The sequence below is a fragment of the Simiaoa sp. genome, assembly GCF_051972595.1.
GTDB classification, from domain to species: Bacteria; Bacillota; Clostridia; order Lachnospirales; family Lachnospiraceae; genus Acetatifactor; species Acetatifactor hominis.
Genome location: NZ_JBOKRY010000004.1, coordinates 75304 through 95909, shown reverse-complemented (window position 1 = coordinate 95909; position 20606 = coordinate 75304). Strand labels below are relative to the sequence as shown.

19 protein-coding genes are annotated in these 20606 nt (G+C 46.7%); 5 read left to right on the top strand and 14 right to left on the bottom strand.

Features of this window, described 5'->3' with window-relative positions:
- The first annotated feature begins 72 nt into the window (after window positions 1–72).
- The 5 genes from ACTRDR_RS02585 to ACTRDR_RS02565 all read left to right on the top strand — a co-directional run bounded on the left by ACTRDR_RS02585 (window position 73) and on the right by ACTRDR_RS02565 (window position 4472).
- Window positions 73–246 carry a hypothetical protein gene (locus ACTRDR_RS02585; RefSeq protein WP_176862362.1) on the top strand — a complete coding sequence of 58 codons (174 nt, stop codon included), beginning with the start codon at window positions 73–75 and terminating at the stop codon, window positions 244–246.
- Between the two features lie 85 nt (window positions 247–331).
- The gene (locus ACTRDR_RS02580) at window positions 332–2227 is read left to right on the top strand and encodes an asparagine synthase-related protein (RefSeq protein WP_440526051.1); all 1896 of its coding nucleotides are present in this window, start codon (window positions 332–334) and stop codon (window positions 2225–2227) included.
- Between the two features lie 2 nt (window positions 2228–2229).
- Entirely contained in the window at window positions 2230–3150 is a 921-nt protein-coding gene (locus ACTRDR_RS02575; protein ID WP_440526050.1) for a hypothetical protein, read from the top strand.
- 62 nt (window positions 3151–3212) lie between these two features.
- Window positions 3213–3392 (top strand): hypothetical protein, encoded by a 180-nt coding sequence (locus ACTRDR_RS02570; protein WP_176862368.1) that lies wholly within the window; start codon window positions 3213–3215, stop codon window positions 3390–3392.
- A gap of 105 nt (window positions 3393–3497) precedes the next feature.
- On the top strand, window positions 3498–4472 hold the full coding sequence (locus ACTRDR_RS02565; protein ID WP_440526049.1) for a glycosyltransferase family 2 protein: 975 nt from the start codon (window positions 3498–3500) through the stop codon (window positions 4470–4472).
- Here the strand turns inward: ACTRDR_RS02565 and ACTRDR_RS02560 are convergent.
- The 14 genes from ACTRDR_RS02560 to ACTRDR_RS02495 are packed head-to-tail and all read right to left on the bottom strand — an operon-like array spanning window position 4469 to window position 20598.
- Window positions 4469–6154, bottom strand: a complete 1686-nt coding sequence (locus ACTRDR_RS02560) for an ABC transporter ATP-binding protein (RefSeq protein ID WP_440526048.1) — start codon at window positions 6152–6154, stop codon at window positions 4469–4471. The genes ACTRDR_RS02565 and ACTRDR_RS02560 overlap by 4 nt on opposite strands.
- Window positions 6155–6172: 18 nt before the next feature.
- Window positions 6173–6439: a PqqD family peptide modification chaperone gene (locus ACTRDR_RS02555; protein ID WP_176862375.1), complete on the bottom strand. Its 267-nt coding sequence runs from the start codon at window positions 6437–6439 to the stop codon at window positions 6173–6175.
- 49 nt (window positions 6440–6488) lie between these two features.
- On the bottom strand, window positions 6489–6926 hold the full coding sequence (locus tag ACTRDR_RS02550; protein WP_176862377.1) for a lasso peptide biosynthesis B2 protein: 438 nt from the start codon (window positions 6924–6926) through the stop codon (window positions 6489–6491).
- Window positions 6927–6943: 17 nt separating this feature from the next.
- Window positions 6944–8113, bottom strand: coding sequence for a nucleotidyltransferase domain-containing protein (locus tag ACTRDR_RS02545; protein WP_440526047.1), 1170 nt, complete (start codon window positions 8111–8113; stop codon window positions 6944–6946).
- 26 nt (window positions 8114–8139) lie between these two features.
- Window positions 8140–10191, bottom strand: a complete 2052-nt coding sequence (locus ACTRDR_RS02540) for a glycosyltransferase (RefSeq protein WP_440526046.1) — start codon at window positions 10189–10191, stop codon at window positions 8140–8142.
- A 24-nt stretch (window positions 10192–10215) separates the two neighbouring features.
- The gene (locus tag ACTRDR_RS02535; protein ID WP_440526045.1) at window positions 10216–11730 is read right to left on the bottom strand and encodes a lipopolysaccharide biosynthesis protein; all 1515 of its coding nucleotides are present in this window, start codon (window positions 11728–11730) and stop codon (window positions 10216–10218) included.
- Window positions 11723–13816, bottom strand: coding sequence for a CotH kinase family protein (locus ACTRDR_RS02530; protein ID WP_440526044.1), 2094 nt, complete (start codon window positions 13814–13816; stop codon window positions 11723–11725). The genes ACTRDR_RS02535 and ACTRDR_RS02530 overlap by 8 nt, the downstream gene beginning before the upstream one ends.
- Window positions 13809–14399: a VanZ family protein gene (locus ACTRDR_RS02525; protein ID WP_176862388.1), complete on the bottom strand. Its 591-nt coding sequence runs from the start codon at window positions 14397–14399 to the stop codon at window positions 13809–13811. The genes ACTRDR_RS02530 and ACTRDR_RS02525 overlap by 8 nt, the downstream gene beginning before the upstream one ends.
- 29 nt (window positions 14400–14428) lie before the next feature.
- Window positions 14429–15277, bottom strand: a complete 849-nt coding sequence (locus ACTRDR_RS02520; RefSeq protein WP_440526043.1) for a glycosyltransferase family 32 protein — start codon at window positions 15275–15277, stop codon at window positions 14429–14431.
- 16 nt (window positions 15278–15293) lie between these two features.
- Window positions 15294–16244: a capsular polysaccharide synthesis protein gene (locus tag ACTRDR_RS02515; RefSeq protein ID WP_440526042.1), complete on the bottom strand. Its 951-nt coding sequence runs from the start codon at window positions 16242–16244 to the stop codon at window positions 15294–15296.
- A gap of 13 nt (window positions 16245–16257) precedes the next feature.
- On the bottom strand, window positions 16258–17274 hold the full coding sequence (locus tag ACTRDR_RS02510) for a glycosyltransferase (RefSeq protein WP_440526041.1): 1017 nt from the start codon (window positions 17272–17274) through the stop codon (window positions 16258–16260).
- Complete coding sequence (locus ACTRDR_RS02505; protein WP_176862392.1) at window positions 17271–18626, bottom strand: hypothetical protein; 1356 nt, start codon at window positions 18624–18626, stop codon at window positions 17271–17273. The genes ACTRDR_RS02510 and ACTRDR_RS02505 overlap by 4 nt, the downstream gene beginning before the upstream one ends.
- A gap of 45 nt (window positions 18627–18671) precedes the next feature.
- Entirely contained in the window at window positions 18672–19604 is a 933-nt protein-coding gene (locus ACTRDR_RS02500; protein WP_440526040.1) for a glycosyltransferase family 2 protein, read from the bottom strand.
- A 4-nt stretch (window positions 19605–19608) separates the two neighbouring features.
- The gene (locus ACTRDR_RS02495) at window positions 19609–20598 is read right to left on the bottom strand and encodes a glycosyltransferase family 2 protein (RefSeq protein WP_440526039.1); all 990 of its coding nucleotides are present in this window, start codon (window positions 20596–20598) and stop codon (window positions 19609–19611) included.
- Between the last annotated feature and the right edge of the window lie 8 nt (window positions 20599–20606).

The window sequence follows — 20606 nt, the reverse complement described above, 5'->3', positions numbered from 1 at the left end:
TACATAAAACTGCCATAGTATAAGACCATAGTCCTTGATATATTATATTATCAAAAAGTGAGGTATTTAATTATGAAAAAGTGGAATGCTCCTTCCGTAGAAGAATTAAACATCAACGAAACCGCTCACAACTGGACCGGTATATACCGGGATGGTGGTTATATCGGTGACGGTATTATTTCCGGTCATCTGAGCTGGGACAATTCTGAGGGCAAACCCAAGGATCCTGCTGATCAGCTCAGCTAATCATCTCAAACACAGAACAAAACAACTAAGCCACAGGCACTTCACCTGTGGTTTTGTTTGCTTTATCAAACTAAGGGGAATATCTATGTCTGCCATCTGGGGAATCGTTCCTGTCTCTTCCACAGAGAAAACGGAAGAAGCCTTACATACTATGCGTACTTCTTATACGCCCTTTGCGATCGACCGCTATTCATCACTGTCTCTTGATACCGGAGTCTCTTTTCACTGTGGTCTGCAATTTTTTACCGAAGAATCCTTTCAGGAGGTTCTTCCTTTTTATGATAATACCAAAGGGGTTTTATTCACTGCCGATGTCGTTCTGGACAACCGGGAGGAACTTCTTTCGCAATTTCCTCTGCTCTCCGGGGACACTACTGACAGTGGTCTGCTTCTGGCTGCTCTGGAAAAATGGGGATCTTCTGTATGTGATCATCTTCTGGGCGCGTTTGCCTTTGCTATCTATCATACAAGTACCCACACACTTCATTTATATACTGATCATATGGGAAACCGCAGCCTGTTCTATGCCATTCTGCCGGACCGTATTCTGTTTAGCACTGCACTGGTTCCTCTGGCCCGCACTCTGTCAGCAGCCGTCTCCGAAAAATGGCTTGCTGCATGTCTCGCCACCACTTCGGCAGATATGATGCTTTATGAAGCTCTGACTCCTTATGAAGGCATCCTCCAGATGCCTGCTGCCGGCCACCTGACCTGGACACCGGAGTTTTCCTCCCTTGATATCTACTGGGATCGTACTTCTCTTCCCAAGCCTCTGCCGCATAAAGATCCGATGCACTACCAGACGTTGTTCCGGGACACACTCTCTGCCTGCGTTTCTTCCATGCTCCGCAGTGCAGAACATACCGGATGCACACTAAGCAGCGGTTTAGACTCCTCCGCAATTGCTGCGCTGGCAGCTCCCCGGCTGGCAGAGATGGGCGAACAGCTATACAGCTATACCTCCGTGCCTTTGCGGGATTTTGTACCGGAAGGGACGGAGCCGGCGGATGAATCTGCGGGAGTGCTGGCTACCTGCAGACAATATCCGAATATCTCACCTGCCTTCCTCTCCTGTCCAGGACAGGATGCCTTCACCGAGCTTTCCCGGCTGGTGCCGCTTCTGGGCTATCCTATGAAGTCCGGTCACAACCTGACCTGGCTGGATGCCATCTATGAAAAAGCTCACCGCGACGGCTGCCGGGTCGTGTTAAAAGGACAATATGGTAATGCCACGATCTCCTGGGGCAAGGCTTTGTCTGTATTTTATCAGCTTTTCTGTTCCGGGCATCCCCGGATTGCTCTCCGGACGATGAAAGACTTTGGTCACCGGTACGGCATTCCGAGGAAATATATGTTAAAATGTATACTGACCGAATGGATAGGCAATCTCTTCCCTGCCAAGCCGGAAGATCCGCTGACGGCCCCCGGACTTATGCAACGCTATCATATTTCCCGCGCCTACCGGAAGCAGATGCGTTCTGCCGGCGGTGGCGAGATGGATTCCCGGGAAAAACGTCTGTCTTTTATCTTCAATCCTACCGCGCAAATGCAGCTTGGGATGTTCGATACAGCCATGAGTCTGATCCACGGAGTATTGATCCGCGATCCCTCCAAGGACAAAAGGATCATAGAACTATGTTGCAGTCTCCCGGTGGAATGTAGTCTCAGTGGTTCTCTGGAGCGGGGTATGGTCCGCACATATCTGGAGGGAATCGTCCCGGATTCCATCCGGAAAGAAATCTTTCACCGCGGGGTACAAAGTGCTGACTCTACATTCCGCAGCCAGCTTCTATGGAATGAGAACCGCAGGGACATTCTGGAGGCACTGCATTCCCCCACGCTACGCCGTTATATAGATCCAGGGAAACTGGATCCCCTGCTCATCCGCCTGGAAGAGGCCTCCGCATCCGAACTGACCTTTTCCGATCTGCGTATGGCAAATGTCCTGTATTCCTGCAGTCTGTTTCTAAAGGAGGTCTGAGTATGTATTATTATCGTCTCTACGGCATGCTGCTGGAGAGTGAGCTTTGCTTTCCGGAGGCCGATGAACTAACGCCTCCGGTCACTCCGGATGCCACACTGACCCTTGGCATGCCCCCTGAATGGGTCGTTACGGAATACCGACAGGGAAAATTTTCTTCGATCACCGAGCAGGTCATGTGGTTTCGATTGTATGATGAACTACTGGTCTACGTAGAACAAGGTTCAAAGGCTATCGTCTGGAAGTTAGATCCTGCTCTCGACGAAGTGCGTATGCGGACTTATCTTCTGTCCGGAGCCATCACTTTTCTCCTTTTACAGCGTGGCTATCTTCTAATCCATGGGAGTGCGCTGTGCTGCAAGGATAAGGCTTATCTGATCTCGGGCCCTAGCGGCAGCGGTAAATCCACCACCGCTCTGCATCTGATGAAACAACCGGGAATCCTGTTTGCCTCCGACGACATCTGTGCCATCCGCACGGAAAATGGTCAGAGCATCCTCTATCCGGGACCTCCCTGGCAGCGGGTATGCGCGGATGTCATGCGACGCGATCCGGACAGTGAATATACCTATATCCGGGAAGCCGATGAGAAATACGGGAGAAAACTTACAGACTCCTACTGCCGGAAACCGCTTCCCGTGGGAGGCATGTTTACAATCTACCGGGATAACTGCGAGGAATTGTCCTGTGAGGAATTATCCGGCAGCGAAAAGCTGCAGGTCCTGACTCATAATCTATTCCGTGGGGAACTGCTGAACCTACTCGGCATCACTCCCGCCCGCATGACGCAGTTCTTAAGCGCAGTAACAAGCTTTCCCATATATAAGATCGCAAGGCCACAGAACCGTGACACCACAAAAGAGATACCGGAAATCATCTCAAAATATATCAATGATGTTAGATTTCTTGTATTTCCCTCCTGAATCAGTTATAGTCTGAGTTGTCAGTTATTGATAGTTTGATAGAAAAGGAGTATATGAGAGCTATGAAAAAATGGAAAACACCTGAAGTTGAAGAATTATCTATTTCCTGTACTGAGCAGGGTAAAAATCTCTCCTCCCAGTATGATGAAATCCGCGTAGATCAAAACGGCAACTACTGGTTAGGCTTCTCCAGTGGTTTTGATTCCCACCCCGATATCGACGGTGACGTAACCGTACACTGATTCTCTCACGTAAGATAATGAATTAATAAAGAAAACGGGCAGAAAACAGTTTTCTGCCCGTTCTTGTCGTTCTTGTATTGTCACTTCATTTTTCAGGAGGCATCCATGGATTCTCTCATCAGCGTTATTATTCCGGTCTACAATGTAGCCCATTATCTGATATCTTGTGTGGAAAGTGTTACCGCTTCTTCCTACCGGAATCTCCAGATTCTGCTCATTGACGACGGTTCCACCGACGGCAGCGGTCCTCTGTGTGACAGACTCGCCCTTACGGATTCCCGCATCACTGTCCGGCATACGGACAACGGTGGCATCTCCCATGCCCGCAATGTGGGACTGTCCCTTGCGACCGGCGACTACATCTCTTTTATCGATTCCGACGATCTGATCCATCCGGATTTTTATCGTCTCATGCTTTCCGCCATGATCCATGAATCTGCGGATCTGGTGATATGTCATGAACAGATATTTTCCGACAGCAGAGTGCTGCCTTCCATGGAAGCCTGCCATACCTATCACTTACAGAATATAGAATCGCAGGAAGGATTTTTTCTGCACTTTATGGATCCCTTTACGGGGCCTGCAACCTGGGTGTGGAATAAACTCTACCGACGCAGTCTGCTATCCGATATCCATTTCCAGGAAGGAAAGAAAATGGAAGATATTTCTTTTCTGACCGATTATGCACTGCAATGTCAAAAGGTAGTATGGCTCGAAGAGACTTTAAACTATTACCGTCAGCGCAAAGACAGCACTATGGAGGAAGGATTCTCTGATATTAGCTGTGACTATGCGGATGCACTGTTGTATTCCCTCGACCGTATTCAGACATCCCCGGAAGCTTCTGACTTTTCCGCTGCCTACGCTGTCTATGTGACCAACAAGCTGGCCCTATTGTGCGTGAAGTCGCGCAAATATCATTGGCAGAACACCTTTTCTTATTTAGCGCAAAAATACCGGGACAGCTACAAGCGTTATCATCAAAATGCAGAGACTCTGTCTGCACGTGGTAAGCTTTTCCTTGCCCGGTATTGTTTTCCTCTTTATTATATGCTGCAGAAAAACCGCATCCGTATCTAGTCCTTCGTCACTTCCATCACCTGTTTGTCCACGATCTGCAGTTCTCTGTCACAATAAGGCAGAATACTTTTCCTATGGGTAATGATAAGACAGGTAGGACGTGGCGACAATTCCTTCAACCCCTGCAGCACTTCCAATTCTGTCTTCTCATCCAATGCGGAAGTCGCCTCATCCAGTATCAGGAACGGGGCTTTCCTTAAAAAGGCTCTGGCAATGGCAATCCTCTGTGCCTGTCCCTCGGACAGACCGTGTCCTCTCTCTCCGATCACAGTATCGATCCCCTTTGGAAGTCCCATGACAAATTCATATCCGGATGCCAATTTCAGTGCCTCATACATTTCTTCCTCCGTTGCATCCAGTTTCCCCATACGGATATTCTCCCGCACCGTACCGCTGAACAATGTATTCCCCTGGGGTACATAAGATATAAATTTCCGGGTAGCGGCATTCGCCCGTTCCAGATCCCCTTTTTCATTAAAAAAGGTAACATTTCCCCGGATGTTACTCATAAAGGACATGATAATACGGATCAGTGTGGTCTTGCCGATACCGGATTCTCCGATTATAGCCACAAATTCTCCTGGATTGATCCGCAGATTTACATTCTCCAGTACTGTCTCATCCGTATAACCAAAGGTCATGTCTTTTATCTCCACGCCGATCCGGGCCGACGGGATCTGAGTGTCCGTTTTCATCTCCAGTGGAATCTGCTGCAATTCCATGATTCTTCCAGCGGAAGCCAGTATAGACACTACCTTGGGAATCTGTTGCGCAAGTCCCATGACCGGTGCCTGCACACGGTTCACCAGTGTCAAAAATACCGACATGGTTCCGTAGGTGATCATCTTGCGGGAAATCTGTATTGCTCCATAGCAAAATGCTACAATATATCCGGTCTGAAATGCCAGTGACATCACTGTGGAACTGGCTACTCCCATTTTCGTCCGACGGTATACCCAGTGAAACCTCTCCTCCCGAAGCTGTGTCAGACGCTCCGTGGAATAATCCTCGTTGGCAAACGCTTTTACGATCAGTAGATTTGCCAGGCTTTCCTGTAAAAAAGACCGATATGCTGCTTCACTCTCCTGCACCTTCACCTGAAGTTTTCGAAGTTTTTTGCCAAGCCACCAGGAGCTGAGTGCTGCCACCGGAGCTACCAGCAGGGCGAACATTGCCAGCATCGGCGAATAATAGAACAGCGTAAAAAATACCAGCAGCAGTTCCACCGCCAGTTGGATAATACTTGGAATAGTTCCGATAATACCGTCCGCCACATTCCCCGCATCGCTGGTAAGTCTCGTCATCAGATCCCCGGTGTGATATTTTTTCACATCCATCCAGTGGGAATGAATGATCTTCTCATAGATCTGTTTCCGTATGCCAAAAGAAAATCTCTCCGTCAGCATGGCAGATACCAGCGACGAAATTACCGTCACCGCCTGCATTCCCAGCATTAACAATACATAGACCACCATCAGGCGTACAAATGCATTGCCAAAGGTGGCATGGTCTATGATTTCTTTGGAGATCTGAACCATCAGCAGTGATGCAATTGTCTCCAACAGTCCGAACACCATAACCAGAAGTATTTTCCCCAGATACGGTCTGGAATACTGCCATAACCATTGTGCATACCGGTACTGATTTCCCCGATCCTGCCATATTTTTTTAATTTTACCCATATCTCACAGCCCCCGGATTTACTCTATAAAGCCATTCCCCTTCATCTGTTCCAGGAACTTCATGACGGACTCTTCACACTCCTCTCTGGACACCTCATAGATGGTCAGTAACCGGTCCACGATCTGCGTGGGAGTGATCTCCTCCTGCAGCATATCCCAGATATCATTGCCCGCTCCTTTGATCAGAAAATATTTTCCTGATTCAAAATCGATCATGACCTTTTCTCCTGCCAGATCCGTCACATTTAATTGCTTCTTCAGTTTGATGATTGCATTTTTCTCCATCCTTTTACCCTCCATTTTCTTACTTAACTTATTTTTCTCTTATTTCCACTTATTTTCGGAATTTATCCACTACCGAATAATCTTCTCCGCTTCCTCCGCTGACGTACATTCTGCCGCAACGTATCCATGCATGGGCTACCATCTTTCCTTCTTCGAGCTTACATCCCAGATACATTGTAGAAGAAATCCCTTTGTTTTTCAATAATCTCTGCGCAGTAAGTGCCCGCACCAGACACTTGCTCTCCCAGCTCGTCCTGCTGCAGACCCGGTTCACACAGTATGCCACCTTTTTGGCATATCGATAATGCTCGATTGTCTCCTCCTCGGGAGACTCTTCGCCCTCGCTGCCCCATTTCACGCGCAGCCTGGTTGTATTACCGTAGAGCACCTGCAGGCGATAGATGGCAGAATAAATCCAGCATTGTACAGACAACCATTTATGATCGTTGTATCTGAGAAAACGATATCCTCTTTTCAAAATTGTCATTTCCGTTTTCTGCCTTTCTATGACTGGAACTTCAGATCCATCTTCTCATAGATATCCTGTACCGTCCGGATCCGTTCTTCATCAATGTGATTCATCATCTGACGTTTATAGGTGCCTTTATGCTTTGCCAGACCTGTGATTCCTCTGACCAGCCATGCCCAGGGGAGCAGCCATGGACAATCCTCCAGGTAAGGATAGTATTCTGCCATATAGTGCAATGGGGGAAATGCATACCAGAATTTCAGTTGTTGTCTGCCTGCGGTTTTTCCCTTCTTTTTCTCCTCGGCAAATTTATTCCAGATGCCGTTCTCATCTTTGCCGTAGATACCGCTGTCCAGCAGATAGGCAAAGAGATTGTCATACAGTGCATTGCTCTCCTCTTCCTCCAGCCACAGATAGGCCAGTTTCTCCATGTGCCCGGTAAATGTGAGAATGCCACACTGTTCCAGTTCTTTATCCAGATAGTTTCTGTCCATCTGTTCGCCAAATCGTTCCAGATAGACATAGATATCGATCAGATGTCTGATACCGCAGCCGGTCTGATAGAAATGCTTGGCCGCATGCGCCATCATATATACGTAAAAATCTTCCGTTCCGAAGTCCTGTGTATATGTACATCCGTTTCTGGTATGCGTGCGGGAAAAGTTTTTGAAATAACCGTACTGATTGCGGTCCACCGTCTTGTCGTACATGGCACGATGAGCCTCGATCACCAGAAACGGCGGTTTCTGGAAAATATCATGGTGTTTTACTGCACGGTACAGAGTGTATCCCCGTTCTTTTAACAACTCCTGTGCCTCTCCCATGTTTTGTTCGGCGAACAAAATATCGAGGTCACTCATCTCCCGCATCTGCGGTGCCGGATAGTAGAATCGTAATACCGCCCCTTTCATGGGTTGATTGATAATCCCCTTTTCCTCAAACAATCTTTCCAGCTCTCTCTGTTCCTGCACCTGCACACCGCAGCGCAAAATACTGTTCATTAACGGAGACCGCAGCCTGCTGCGTTCTTCCTCTGTAAGATTGTCTACCCGGATCAAAGCTCCCAATAGGAGGTAATTCAGATGATGTTTTTTCGCAATCTGCACGATTTCATCCACCGTCACGCCTTCCGGCAGGGAAGGTACTTCCTTCTGTTTCAGCTGGGCGCGTATCAGTTTTGCCAGGTATTTTTCTTTCTTTCCCATAGGCACACCTCCTCCACAATCTGCTTCTACTCTTTCATCCTATCCTCTATATAGCGATACAGTCTGTTAAAATCTTGAGAAAACGAAGGTTTTTCAAATATCTGTCCATCTGCCAAAAGCTCCTTCATGGCTCCCTGTACTTCCTCCACCGTTTCCACATATCTCAAATAGGAACATGCACTCAGTGTTCTATAAGTCTCCCGAACTTTAAAATGATTGTTTCCAAGCACCACACAAGGAGTCGCAGTTATTAAAGAAAAAATCATCCCATGAAGCCGGTCTGTCACCACTATTCTCCGCTTTCCGAATGTCTCCCACTTTTTTCTTAAGACCTGCTCTCTGTCCTGTCCGGATATCTCGGTTAATGTAACTGTGTCTGTGATCAATACATTTCCCGTATTCCGGACACACATTTCCTTCAGTGTCCTCTTCTGTTCCGCGGTGAGTGCTGCCTCCTTATCGGAACGCAGACACAGAATACTTCCCTCCCGCCGCCCAGCAGCATATTCCGTTTCATCCAGCATGGTAACAATGTCTTTCGCAGGCAACAGGTTACAGGTAAACGTGTCCTTCATCAGGGAATAGGAGCGTTCATCCCTGGCCAGAAGCGTTAAATTACGACACCGATTATAAATTTTTTGACTCTTCTTAAGTTCTTTCCGACCGGCATCATCCGGAGTAAAGTACATCGTCTGTGGAAATACCAGTAAAAACTGTTCAGGGAATGCCCTGAAGATAGTACGGCGGAATGCTTCACCGAACGCATACAGGTTCCCCAAATTGCCGCCTCCCTGGCAGAATATCATATCCTGTGGCGTAATCTCCCGCTTCAGCTGCCGTACCGCTGCCGGAGTATCCCACCCCTCGATCCGGATCAGTTGTATCTCCGGGTGGTCTTTTTCTATCTGCTGTAAAAACTTCCACTCTGCGTAAGCGATCGCATGATCTCCCAAATTATCAAAACAGGGAAGTTCAAACATAAAAATTCTTCTTTGCTTTCCCTGCATGCATGAAAAATCAAATTTAACCTGTTCCACTCTCATCCGTTGTTTTATGCGTTGCATGGCCTGAAACATTTTTTGAAACAACCGATTCTCTCTGCGCAGATAAGAAGCTTCCGCATATGCGGCTGCCACGGGTGTTTTCATGGTATATATTTTTGCTATTTTTTTCTCTTTTTCCGGAATCTGCGGATTCTGCCGGATCTCCTCCAGATGTTCTTTCAGGAAAGACCGATAATATTTGCGTTCCCGTTTGTCATGCAGGATAAAACTGAGATTCAGAAACGTGACCATATATTTTTCCAGATCGACCATACTTCTGTCTGCCAATTCCCGTCTCCCCATTTTTTGGAAATAAAGATATCTTTCTTCCATTCCTTTTACAATATTTCCGGTATTATGAAACCATTTTTCCTTCGTCAGATTAGCGGAAATGCTGCTATCCCTTTTTTCGTAATAATAACCGTACTCCAGCACCTGACAGATTTTTTCAGCCCGGTCAAACAGCAAATAGGTCGTGGCAATATCCTCGTAATTTCTTCCCTCCGGATACCGGATCCCCCGGAACAGTTTTCCGGCATAAAGCTTATCCCATGCATAATTCCGTATGTAAATATCTCCCAACAAAAGCTTAAGTGCCTGCTCTGCAGTGTATACCTTTTCTTCATCCAGTGGTGGTATTTCCATCACCAGTCTCCCGTTTTCCTCCACATAGTGATTGCAGATGGCGATCTCACAATTGTATTTCTGTATTCCGCGGTAGAGACTCTCGATCATATCTGCTTCTACTGTATCATCGCTGTCCACAAATGCAATATATTCTCCTCGTGCCACATCCAGCGCAGCATTTCTGGCACTGGATAAACCACCGTTTTTTTTATGTATCACTCGGATACGATCATCCTGCAATGCGAACGCATCACACATTTCCGGACAGCGATCAGGCGATCCGTCATCCACCAACAGGATCTCCAGGTTTTTATAGGTTTGTCGGCAAACCGCCTGAACACACTTTTCCAAATATTCTTCTACTTTGTACACCGGTATGATCACTGTGATCAAATGCTGTTCCAGCATCCCAATTCCTCCAATTACATCATGCTATATTTTCGGCAAAATACTCTTCAGCTTTTTTATGATGAGCCGGAAGCCTTCTGTCCGGCAATATGCCAATAAGAATACCACACTGCAGATTCCCCCGATCACAACCCCTTTACCGATCAACTGCAGCCAGTTTTGTGCCTGCACTCCGGATAAAAGCATCCATAGTCCCCCTATCGTAACTACCATAAGTAATGCATTTTTGAAAAGTGATGCATAGTATCCCGCTGCACTTTTCTCAAAATACTCCCGGAACAAAAGCCTCGGTTCATACCAGAAATAAGTACTCAGCCTTGCGATCGCCGATGCCAGAATGATTCCGGTCAGTCCCATAGCCTTTCCCAGAAGAACCGAGAGCACAAGGTTCAGCACCGCACCGGCCAGCATAACATACTTCGTGCGTACATAAAGTCCGGTGGCATCCCGATAGATCCACAGCGGCTGAAGCACACAGGAAAGATACGTATTCAGCGTCATCGCCAAAATGGCACCTGTGCTGATTGTAAAGTCACTTCCCAGCCACACATAGACGAAATCATTTGCCATGATGCAAAATGCGCTAACAATAGTTCCACAGAGAATGAAGCTGACAGATTGTATTACGCAGAACACTTCGTAACGCTTCCCACTCTTCTCCCTGACAATGACATTGCCTATGCTGGCCGTCAGCGCCGAGAAGATGATCTGGATGATCAGGAGGAGTTTATTACTCACCATCAGATAATTAGAATAGATTCCCGTCATTGCTGTTCCCACCAGCACGGAGATCAGGATATTATCCGTGGCCGTGAAGACTGTGGAACTGATCTTATACAAAAAAACGGAGCGCATATTTTCAAAAATACTCTTTTCTTCATCCACAGTGACCGCAGCTTTTCTATTAATGAACGGATACTGCTTCTGTGCCTCTCTGGAGGCCATGAGATTATTAAAAAATTGCACTGCAACTCCAATCGCCAGATACAGAATATAATTTTGCAGTAATAAAAGTGCAAGGATCTGCAGAATTGTCTTGAGCAGGCTGGTCCAAATTGAAATATTGACCACCTTGTAGTTTTTCTGATCTGCAGTAAGTATCGTGGATTTATAGACAAACAGATAGGAAATTACCACATTTGCCAGTGAAAACAGATAGTATACCTCAAGATGAGGAATCTCCTTCTCCGTATTGACGATATATTTCAGGAATGGGATCACTGCAATTCCCACTACTGTTACAACTCCTGCTATTACATTATAGACCCTTTTGTAAAAATGGATCAATCCAGCCAGCTTCTCTTCGTCATGTTCCGCCAAAGGCTTATAAAAACTGTAAGCCATAGTAGTATTAAAGCCAAGATCTGCCATGGACAACAGATTTAGCACATCAGAAAAGATACCGTTCAGTCCCAGATATTCCGTACCCAGCGTATGAACAAACACTGTCCTGGATACAAAGCTTAGTACCAGTGAAATAAACTGATAGGCAAATCCGGACAACATATTGCGGGCTGAATTTTTAATACGACTACTCATTCATCGTTTCCTCTCCTTCCACCACCTCTGTCGTATAGAGCAGAATATACCCGGTCCTTTCCTCAAAAAATGTGCGGATCTTCTCCATTTCACGGATATATGCTGAATCGTCTGTATTTCCAAAAAACCTCTTATAATTACCGGTTGCTGCTTTCTTTCTCTCCCCGGCAAGTTCATCCAGCACCTGGTCCACCTGATCTATTCCAAACACAGTCTCCGCCATTTCTGTCATCGTACCACTCAGGCGATTCCTGAATTCCTTGTTTCTTAACAAGGAAGTAAAAAACGGATCTTCCGTAACACTTTGCATCAGATAAGAGTCAATACTGGAGGTGCACATCCCTCCAGTCGTCCCGTTTGCCATACTGTTATCCATGCGGGGCATCAGATATCTCCACCGACCATCTTCATAACCATTTCCTGTTGCCTTGTCCGGATCCACTCTCCAGACTGTCAGCTGGTCCTGACCGTAAAATGCATTGGAAAGATACATATTTGCACAGAAATATTCCAGATAATTGTCGATATCCATCTGTTCCTGTACTCTCTGATAATTGGAAGTATTTCCCATATCATTTTCTGTTACAAACCTATACAGCTCCCCATAATCTTCCTGCATCGGAATTGTCTCCGGATCCATACTGACAATAGTCACATCCCCGGCATTCACTCCGTAGGCTTGTTCCGCAAATTCCGCATCGTAAGCTCCCTTCAACATATAGACACCCCAGTATTCTCCATTCAGAAATACCGCACAGGGCTGCATATCGCGGCTTCTTACCGTTGTGCCTGCCAATAATCTCTGTGCCAGATAATCCCTGGTCATATAATCGTTGTCTCTTCGATGCGTCTGCAACGTCAGAGTCATTTCCGGATCTCTGTAATAATTTTCGAGTCCGGTTCCCATTCCTGCTGCCACATTCCCTGTAAACTGCATACTCTTTTGTGAGGATGTGATGCTAAAGTCATCCAGCATCTGAACCGTCATATCTTCCTGAAAAGTCTTATCCTTCTGCGTTGTAAAAAATTCCACACAGACCGGTCTGCTCCATCCTTGATAATAGTTCGCGGCATGTCCGCCATCCGTACCCCGGGCAATTGCGTCTTCGTATGTGCGTCCCCTGACATAAATACCATCAAAATAATCAAAGAAATTATCTGCTTCTGTGGAGATTGACAATACCGGAAGACTTGCCACATCGCCCGACTTTGCGATTCCAATAAAATACGACTGTGTTTCCGTATCGCTGCTTTGCCCCTGACTATCCACAGCCATGGCTTTCACTACTGTTCCCATAGTCAGACTGGCAGGCTGATATGCATAGGAATACTCCATCTGAGGATTCACTGCCAGCGTCATGTCCGAGCCGCTCCGGTTTATAATCGTAATAGGACCCTCGTACAGCGCGGACTGTGTGGTAGGCTCGGAACCATCCAGGGTATAATAGATCCGGCTGTTCTCCCCGGCAGACAATTCCACCTGTATGTCATTATCATAGAAACCTCCGGGAACAGAGAAATGCAGCTTTTCCGTCTCTACAACTTCTCCCTGCGTATTGCTTTCTCCTTTGGTGGCGGTCATCCATTCCATGACTTCTGCGCCATCCGTGATCCGTCCGTAACTTTCTCCGCTTTCCAGATCCGGGACCAGCATACTGCTGTGCAATACCTCTTCCGGGAAAAATATGCTGATCACATCTCCCGCTGCCAGAGATCCCAGATTCTCCACGCACAGATACCCTGCTGCCGGCAATACCACTTCTTTGGTAAATTCTTTTTTCACCTGTCCGTTCACTGTGATCTTACAGTCCTGCAGGGGAATTTCATCCCGGGATAATCCGTTGTACAGTTCGATCCAGCCTGCCTGATTTATCTCGTTGATGTAAAGCCCTTCTGCCAGCTGCGTCAGGTCTTTTTGTTTTGCATCTGCCGTACTCTGTTCCTCACTGATCTCCTGCAGCATCTCCTGTTCCTGCTGCTGTTTGCGGGAGGAATCCCACATAATATATCCGAGCACCAGCACTGACGCAAGACTCAGCAGGATCACAATCCTGTCTTTTTTAGAAAATCTTGATTTTTTATCCATGATTGCTCCTTGCCTTTCCCTGAGCCGGCACAATTACATACAAAAGCACCGCTGCCAGACCACCCAGAATTCCACCTGTAACATTTGTAAGAATATCCATCAATTCAAAATAACCTCTATGTGTCAGCAGCTGGATCACTTCGATGCAGAAGCTGGTCAGGAAACTGTAGCAGGTCGTTAGAAACAACTTCCTGCCTATCTTCTCGCGTCCGCGGAACAGGGCAATCAGCGCTCCCCAGGGCACAAAGAGACATACGTTGAGTAGGTCATAGATCATCTGATTGGACAGATCCGGACTGCCACTTTTCAACCACATGGAAATATGGGTGAAAATTCCGGAACGGCTTCCTTCTTCCCGATTATAGAATGTTATTTGAAATAGAAAGCATGCATATCCCGCCAGAAGCATCAGCAGTATCTCTTTTCCGGGGCGCATTTCTTTCCCCCGCAGCCTGGACCAAATCAGCACTGCGACATGCACCAGCAAGAAAACTGCTGTCATCATGAGAAGCAATAATGTCCAGGAGATTCCCTCCAACTGTTCTGCGATCAGTGCATTACATCTGACTATAAACTCTTCCATTGTCAACCCTTCCTTCCTCTACGAATTATTTACAGCTTCGGAAGAGGATGGTTTTCCTTTTGTGCAAGATAGTATTCATAGAATGGTATCTGGGTCTTGAGCTTGTCATAGCGTTTTTTCCGCACCAGTATCTGGACTTTGTCAAACAGCCATGGCCATTTCCCGATCATTTTTTTGATGCGGTTCTTCATTGTCTTACTGTCATCCGTTTTCAATCTCCACTCTCCGGCACACAGATGTACTGCATATTGTTTCCCTGTGATCGTTCCGATCTCGAACAGCTCCTTCGGGAAGATCACGAAATCCCCCAGATCCTGGAACTGATTATTCAGGCGAAACTGCGGATAATGTTTCAAAATATAGTAGGTATAATAATAATTGCTGGTGGCATATCCATCCACGATAAGTCTGCCGTCCCGGAAGTTAAATACTTTTCCATCCGGATTCCTGCCGAATTCGGTGGCATCGTACATATCCAACAGCGCTTTCACCAAAGGATTTCCCGGCTGTGCTCCGATAATGGCCGATCCCACCGAACAATCAAAAATAAAATTGAAAAATGCCGGATAGGATAGCAGCGGATCAAAGGAGCGGCATACCTTCACATCGGTATCCAGATAAATCCCACCGTATTCATATACCGCCTTCAGGCGATAATAATCACCGATAAATCCCAACTGCTTTTCCGCATAGGTTCTGCGTACAAATTCATTTTCATCAAAGGTACAGTTGCTTTCATCCCATCGCATGACCCTGTAACCTTCCAGTCTGCTCCAGGAATCAATGCATTTCTGCAGATCCTCCGGAATCGGCTTACCGCCGAACCAGCAGTAATGTATGATCTTGGGTATCGTCCCCTTACTTCCCTTTCCTTCCATACTTCTCTCCTCACAATTATCTTAATTTTCCCTGCATCAGATACTGATAAAAGGTATCCTGCCCCGAAGTCTCTTTCTCACTGAAACGTGTACTTAACTTATGGAATCCGCATCTTGATTTCAGAACCTCATATTTGATTCCGTCGTATGGCTGTCCCATATATGTCGCCAGCACATGCGACTCCACCTGACTTACAATAGGCATCGCCTGATACTCTTCCCGATAATAATCGCATGCCATAGTCATAAACAGGTGAAAAATATAGTAATCCACTGCCCGGTCGTTGTCCTTCCAGTAAGCATAGAGCAGTTCTCTGGTCAGACAATAGATGTTCTGATTCGTGGTTCCGTACAGAAACCAGTTATTTGTCTCCATGATCTCCGGATTGAATCCGAAATAATAAAAGCTGTACATGAAAACCGACAATTGATCTGTATATGCCAGTAGTCCCCCGTCCGTACAGTAGACCGTTGCATCGATCCAGTATCCGCCGTAACGGACCAGAAGCTCCAGACGGATCAGATCTGAGAAATGTGCCGGACCGATGATCCCTCTCTTCCATTTTTCGACAATCTCTTCCGGAAGTGTGATATAATCAAATACATTCTTCGCATCGATCACGACGATCTCCCGGTCCGGAAGCTTTTGTCCAAGAGCTTCATAGCACAGCTTCACCAAAGGTGGTGCCTGCTCCAATCCCTGCAGCCAGCAGAACCAGATTCTGCCCTGGTTAACTTTCTTTTCCAGTGTCTCCCATGGACGGTCCGCCGTCACTTTCTCCAGATATTTTCTTTTTAATGTTTTATAATACAGCATCCGGTGCTTTTGCCCGATCATCACATTGTACAAAAAGGACAATTTTGCATCCCGGTACTTTGTCTTCAGCATCACATTGTCATAGATCGACCCCAGCAACATATGATCCTGTATTTTTTCTTTGATTCTTCGCAATGAAGTATCTCCCATGCTTGTCCCCTTCTCAAAAACATCTCTGCTGAATACCGTTCCAGCTCCGGTACAGTGCAATGATCCATCTGGTACTTTGCGTCTTTAACAACAGATAAAGCAGTCTTCGTTTTCCCTGAAGTCCGGATTTTCTTACTGCTTCCAGGAAATCCTGTTCCCGACAGATTCTCCGTACAATCTCTTTTCTCTCAGAGTCGTCGATTCCTCTGCGGCAGCTGAGTTGCTTGAGAAATGTCAGTCCCAGCCCGGAATAGACCCGGCAGAATGCCATCTCCTGCTCTTCGTGTTCCGGGAATTCCCGACAGAAATCCATCGCATAATGATAAATCTTCGTGATATTATCAAAAAAGCGTGGATCGTAACTGTTTAACTGGGTTCCCTGGGTCTGCACATTATACTGATAGAACAGTTTAGGATTGACTGCAATCTTATGGGCCCTGCTCACTGCCTGCAGTGAAAAATACAGGTCTTCGTAAATACGGATCTGCGGATCAAACGCAAGATTTTGTTCCCGCAGAAATTCTCTGCGAAACACTTTGTTCCAGGGTGCGTTGATCACCTCTGTCTCCACGGTTTCCACCAGACAGTCCCGGAAAAACTCTTCTCTGCTTCCACAAAAGGATGTTTTCATCGGTCTCGTCACTTTGCGGTCATTGGCCACATCATAATACCAGAACCCGAACATCAGCACATCCGCATCGTTCTCTTCCGCGATCCGGACATTTTTCTCCACGGCATCCGCCTGCAGCAGATCGTCCACATCCGTGAACATCAGATACTTTCCCTGTGCATGTGCAATTCCGGTATTTCTCGCCCTGCTGGGGCCGCCGTTTTCCTGATGAATGACTCTGACATGGGAGACAGCCGCCGCATAGCGGTCGCAAATGCCACCGGAGCTATCCCCGCTGCCGTCGTCCACCAGCAGGATCTCCAAAGGAGCATAGGTCTGTTCCAACAGCCGTTTCATACAGTCGTCAATATAACGTTCTCCATTATATACCGGCACTACAATGCTTACTAACGGATTCATCTTGCTCCTCTTTTCTTCAAATACTTCGATGTTGTCATGGGCGGTGCATCTTCCCCCTCCCGTACCGGATCCAGGCACAGAAAAAGGGCGAACAAAATATAGAGATATTTCAATGTCTGCAGTGAATCGACCCAAAAAAGATTGATCAGATAACAGACACTGCCTACCAGAAGGATCTTCGGCAGTCCGCTTTTATCTCTGCGGACCCTCTTTATCATACCCGCGATCATACTTCCGAGAAACAGCAGATAGGTGATCATTCCCGGATACGCATAACGTACATATTCCGCAATGTAGAAATTATCCACAGATTCAATGAAAGAACCGTTGATCTCCGACCTAAACGAACGCTTCCTTCCCAGCCCCAGTAGCGGATTCAGCCAGCTCACCGTGAAAATATATTTGAGCTGGTCCCGGTAATTGGAACTGCTGCTTAACGCCTCTATATTAGCGCCATAGTTTACCGCCAGTTCCGTTCCCAGCAGTTCATCCAGGATACTGGTGATCTGTAACAATATGTATCTTCCCATTGTCGTATTTCTGATAGCTGCCAGAATTACTGCAAAAATACCCGCCAACACAAGCGCGATCATCACAAATTTTTTAATCTCCATTTTAGAAGATAAGCCCACCAGCAGGATCACTTCCAAAAGAAATACGCTCAGTGTGGATCTCGACCCACATAAAAATACGTTGCCCCCCAGCAATAGTAACAAGAGCGGCTGTGCCAGCAGATTGACACTCTTATTTTTCCTGTCATAACAGGCAAAGGGAACCATGGTGACCAGCATCAGACCATAACCCAGAGAGTGGTTACAGGAGCTCATGATACGATAGCTTCCCGATCGTACAAATCGTCCCGTATAGAGTCCCTTGATCGTCTCCAGATAGGAGAACGGTGATCTCCCCAGCACATATTCCACGATGCCCAGCAATGCGATCACATAAGAAAATACAACGATCATCTGTATCGTTTTTTCCACTCCCAAAGTGTTCCGGATGAGATAAATCAACAGATAAAACGTCAACAATTCAATAAACGGATTTAGAAAGGCGTTGACATCCGCACGTAATACCATAGTATATCCGATCACCATAAGGTAAGGAAGTAACACTTTGGTACATGGTTCTTCCACCACCAGCAGCACGAATCCCCGGATACGCTCCGGCTCTGCCAGCATCAGGAATAATACCGCCACGATCATGATACGCAGTGCCGTCAGGTCGAACAGAGGAAACGGCAGTCCAAAATACTGCGGCAATACATATAATGTAAAAAAGAACAACACTGCAACCGCCTGAAAGATTTTCAGTTCTCTCTGCGGTTTCAGATATCTGCTTTGTTGTGCCATTTCTCTCCTCCTTCCCACAATTTTCCCGCTGATCTCTTTGATCCTCTATCCACGGATCGCCATCATCAGCTCTACGGGAATAGACTTTCTGCTGTGATAACAGTCCGCATATCCAAATAACAGTGGCAAAGTATTCCATACTTTCCGGTCACGCAGCAATTCAATCCTCAGCTGCGTTGCCCGTATATTCCGATGTAATAATCTACAATCCCGACCACTCATTGACAGTGACTCTGCAAAGGCCAGGGTAGCCTCATGGCTTTTCTTCAGATCCTCCAAAAAACGGACTCTCTCCGGAAGATCACGCATTTTATGCATTGTCACGTTATTGGAATGAAGTCTTCTGCGCAATGTCACCCCATGGTAGACATACAGTCCATTTCTGCATAATGCCAGCTTCCAGACAAATTCATCGTGGGCCCAGTTCGGATACCATCTGTTTTCCACCTCCTGCCAGAATTTCCGGCGGATGCACATGCTGCATCCCTGACAGTTGATAAACAGATTATGCGCTTCATAGGGTAGATGCTCAAGGGAATGATCCCGGCGGAACTGCTTCTGTTCCCATGTTGGAACACTGGGGGCGTCCGGAGATGACACAAAAGACTCGAATTCCGAACACAGCAGCAGGATCTTGGGATGCTCCTCCATCTGTCCCACCATGACCTCCACCCGGTCCGGTACCCAGATATCATCCTGATCGCAGAAGAAAATATATTCTCCCACCGTCTCCTTCACTGCACCGATAAAATTTGCAGCATATCCCAGATTCTTTGGATTCTGCGATACCTTCCAGGTTCTTTCCAGTCCATGTTCCCTGATATATTTTTCCACGATTGCTACGGTATCGTCAGTGGAACGATCATCGTGGATGATCACTTCATCCACCGGCATGCTCTGGGTCCGGATAGACTCCAGTTGCTCCACTACATATTCCGCTCCATTGTAAGTTGCCATTGCTACGGATGTTCTTATCATAATACTATCCTTTCAGAATCCTGCCACTCAGTACCGCCACCGGCTGACAATTCCATCTGCGGACATTTCTCAGATAGATGCCGATCTTCCCCCGTACATACGGGTTCGTTCGATAGTCCGGAAAATGCTCCTGTAAAAAGGCAAAGGTCTGATCCAGCAGATCCTTGCGCAGCCTTGCATCCGGTACTCTGCCGATCCGGCTCAAGGAACTGCACAGAAGTATCTTAACGCAAAAGTATTCCAACTCCTGTCGATATTCCTCGTAAAACCCTCTCTCCCTGTAAAAATCCAGTATATTCTGTAACACCGGAAAAATATCAGCCACTTTTTTACTTTTGTTGGCATTCATAGTAGAGGTCTCCCTAAGGATATAAGATACAAAGGGACGGTCTACATAGGTTTCCCGCTGAAGATACGGGATCAGTTTGATACAGAATGCTGTATCCTCATAGATTCTTCCCTCCGGGAATTCCATTCCCTCCCGCAGCAGGATCTCCCTGCGGATCAGCTTGTTCCAGGGGCAGGTCATAGGATCGATAAACATATCTTTCCTGTCCCCGTACTGCCTGATATTTCCTCTGGTAGTCAGTTCCTTCTGCTGACCATCCTTTTCCTGAAGGTAGTGATAACTGCATTCCACCATATCACAATTGTCCGCAAGAGCTGCCCGAAGCATTTCCTCATACATTGCGGTATCTACATAATCGTCCGAATCCACAAACCCTACATAATCCCCACTGCACTCCCGAATTCCCAGATTCCGTGCACTTGCCTGTCCTCCGTTCTCCTTGCGGATAACTCTGACTCTTCCCGGATAATTGTTTTCAAATTCAGAAAGAATCTCCGGAGAGTGATCCGTGGAACCATCATCCACCACCAGGATCTCCAGATCCTTCAGGGTTTGATGTACCAGACTTTCCAGACATCTGCGTAGATATTTTTCTGTATTATAAACCGGTACGATCACACTCACCTGCCTGCTTGCTGTATCCATCTTTTTTC

Bases quoted from the DNA above. Each gene is read 5' to 3' on its own strand.
- ACTRDR_RS02585 (WP_176862362.1), top strand. From the start codon at position 73: ATGAAAAAGTGGAATGCTCCTTCCGTAGAAGAATTAAACATCAACGAA.
- ACTRDR_RS02580 (WP_440526051.1), top strand. From the start codon at position 332: ATGTCTGCCATCTGGGGAATCGTTCCTGTCTCTTCCACAGAGAAAACG.
- ACTRDR_RS02575 (WP_440526050.1), top strand. From the start codon at position 2,230: ATGTATTATTATCGTCTCTACGGCATGCTGCTGGAGAGTGAGCTTTGC.
- ACTRDR_RS02570 (WP_176862368.1), top strand. From the start codon at position 3,213: ATGAAAAAATGGAAAACACCTGAAGTTGAAGAATTATCTATTTCCTGT.
- ACTRDR_RS02565 (WP_440526049.1), top strand. From the start codon at position 3,498: ATGGATTCTCTCATCAGCGTTATTATTCCGGTCTACAATGTAGCCCAT.
- ACTRDR_RS02560 (WP_440526048.1), bottom strand. From the start codon at position 6,154: ATGGGTAAAATTAAAAAAATATGGCAGGATCGGGGAAATCAGTACCGG.
- ACTRDR_RS02555 (WP_176862375.1), bottom strand. From the start codon at position 6,439: ATGGAGAAAAATGCAATCATCAAACTGAAGAAGCAATTAAATGTGACG.
- ACTRDR_RS02550 (WP_176862377.1), bottom strand. From the start codon at position 6,926: ATGACAATTTTGAAAAGAGGATATCGTTTTCTCAGATACAACGATCAT.
- ACTRDR_RS02545 (WP_440526047.1), bottom strand. From the start codon at position 8,113: ATGGGAAAGAAAGAAAAATACCTGGCAAAACTGATACGCGCCCAGCTG.
- ACTRDR_RS02540 (WP_440526046.1), bottom strand. From the start codon at position 10,191: ATGCTGGAACAGCATTTGATCACAGTGATCATACCGGTGTACAAAGTA.
- ACTRDR_RS02535 (WP_440526045.1), bottom strand. From the start codon at position 11,730: ATGAGTAGTCGTATTAAAAATTCAGCCCGCAATATGTTGTCCGGATTT.
- ACTRDR_RS02530 (WP_440526044.1), bottom strand. From the start codon at position 13,816: ATGGATAAAAAATCAAGATTTTCTAAAAAAGACAGGATTGTGATCCTG.
- ACTRDR_RS02525 (WP_176862388.1), bottom strand. From the start codon at position 14,399: ATGGAAGAGTTTATAGTCAGATGTAATGCACTGATCGCAGAACAGTTG.
- ACTRDR_RS02520 (WP_440526043.1), bottom strand. From the start codon at position 15,277: ATGGAAGGAAAGGGAAGTAAGGGGACGATACCCAAGATCATACATTAC.
- ACTRDR_RS02515 (WP_440526042.1), bottom strand. From the start codon at position 16,244: ATGGGAGATACTTCATTGCGAAGAATCAAAGAAAAAATACAGGATCAT.
- ACTRDR_RS02510 (WP_440526041.1), bottom strand. From the start codon at position 17,274: ATGAATCCGTTAGTAAGCATTGTAGTGCCGGTATATAATGGAGAACGT.
- ACTRDR_RS02505 (WP_176862392.1), bottom strand. From the start codon at position 18,626: ATGGCACAACAAAGCAGATATCTGAAACCGCAGAGAGAACTGAAAATC.
- ACTRDR_RS02500 (WP_440526040.1), bottom strand. From the start codon at position 19,604: ATGATAAGAACATCCGTAGCAATGGCAACTTACAATGGAGCGGAATAT.
- ACTRDR_RS02495 (WP_440526039.1), bottom strand. From the start codon at position 20,598: ATGGATACAGCAAGCAGGCAGGTGAGTGTGATCGTACCGGTTTATAAT.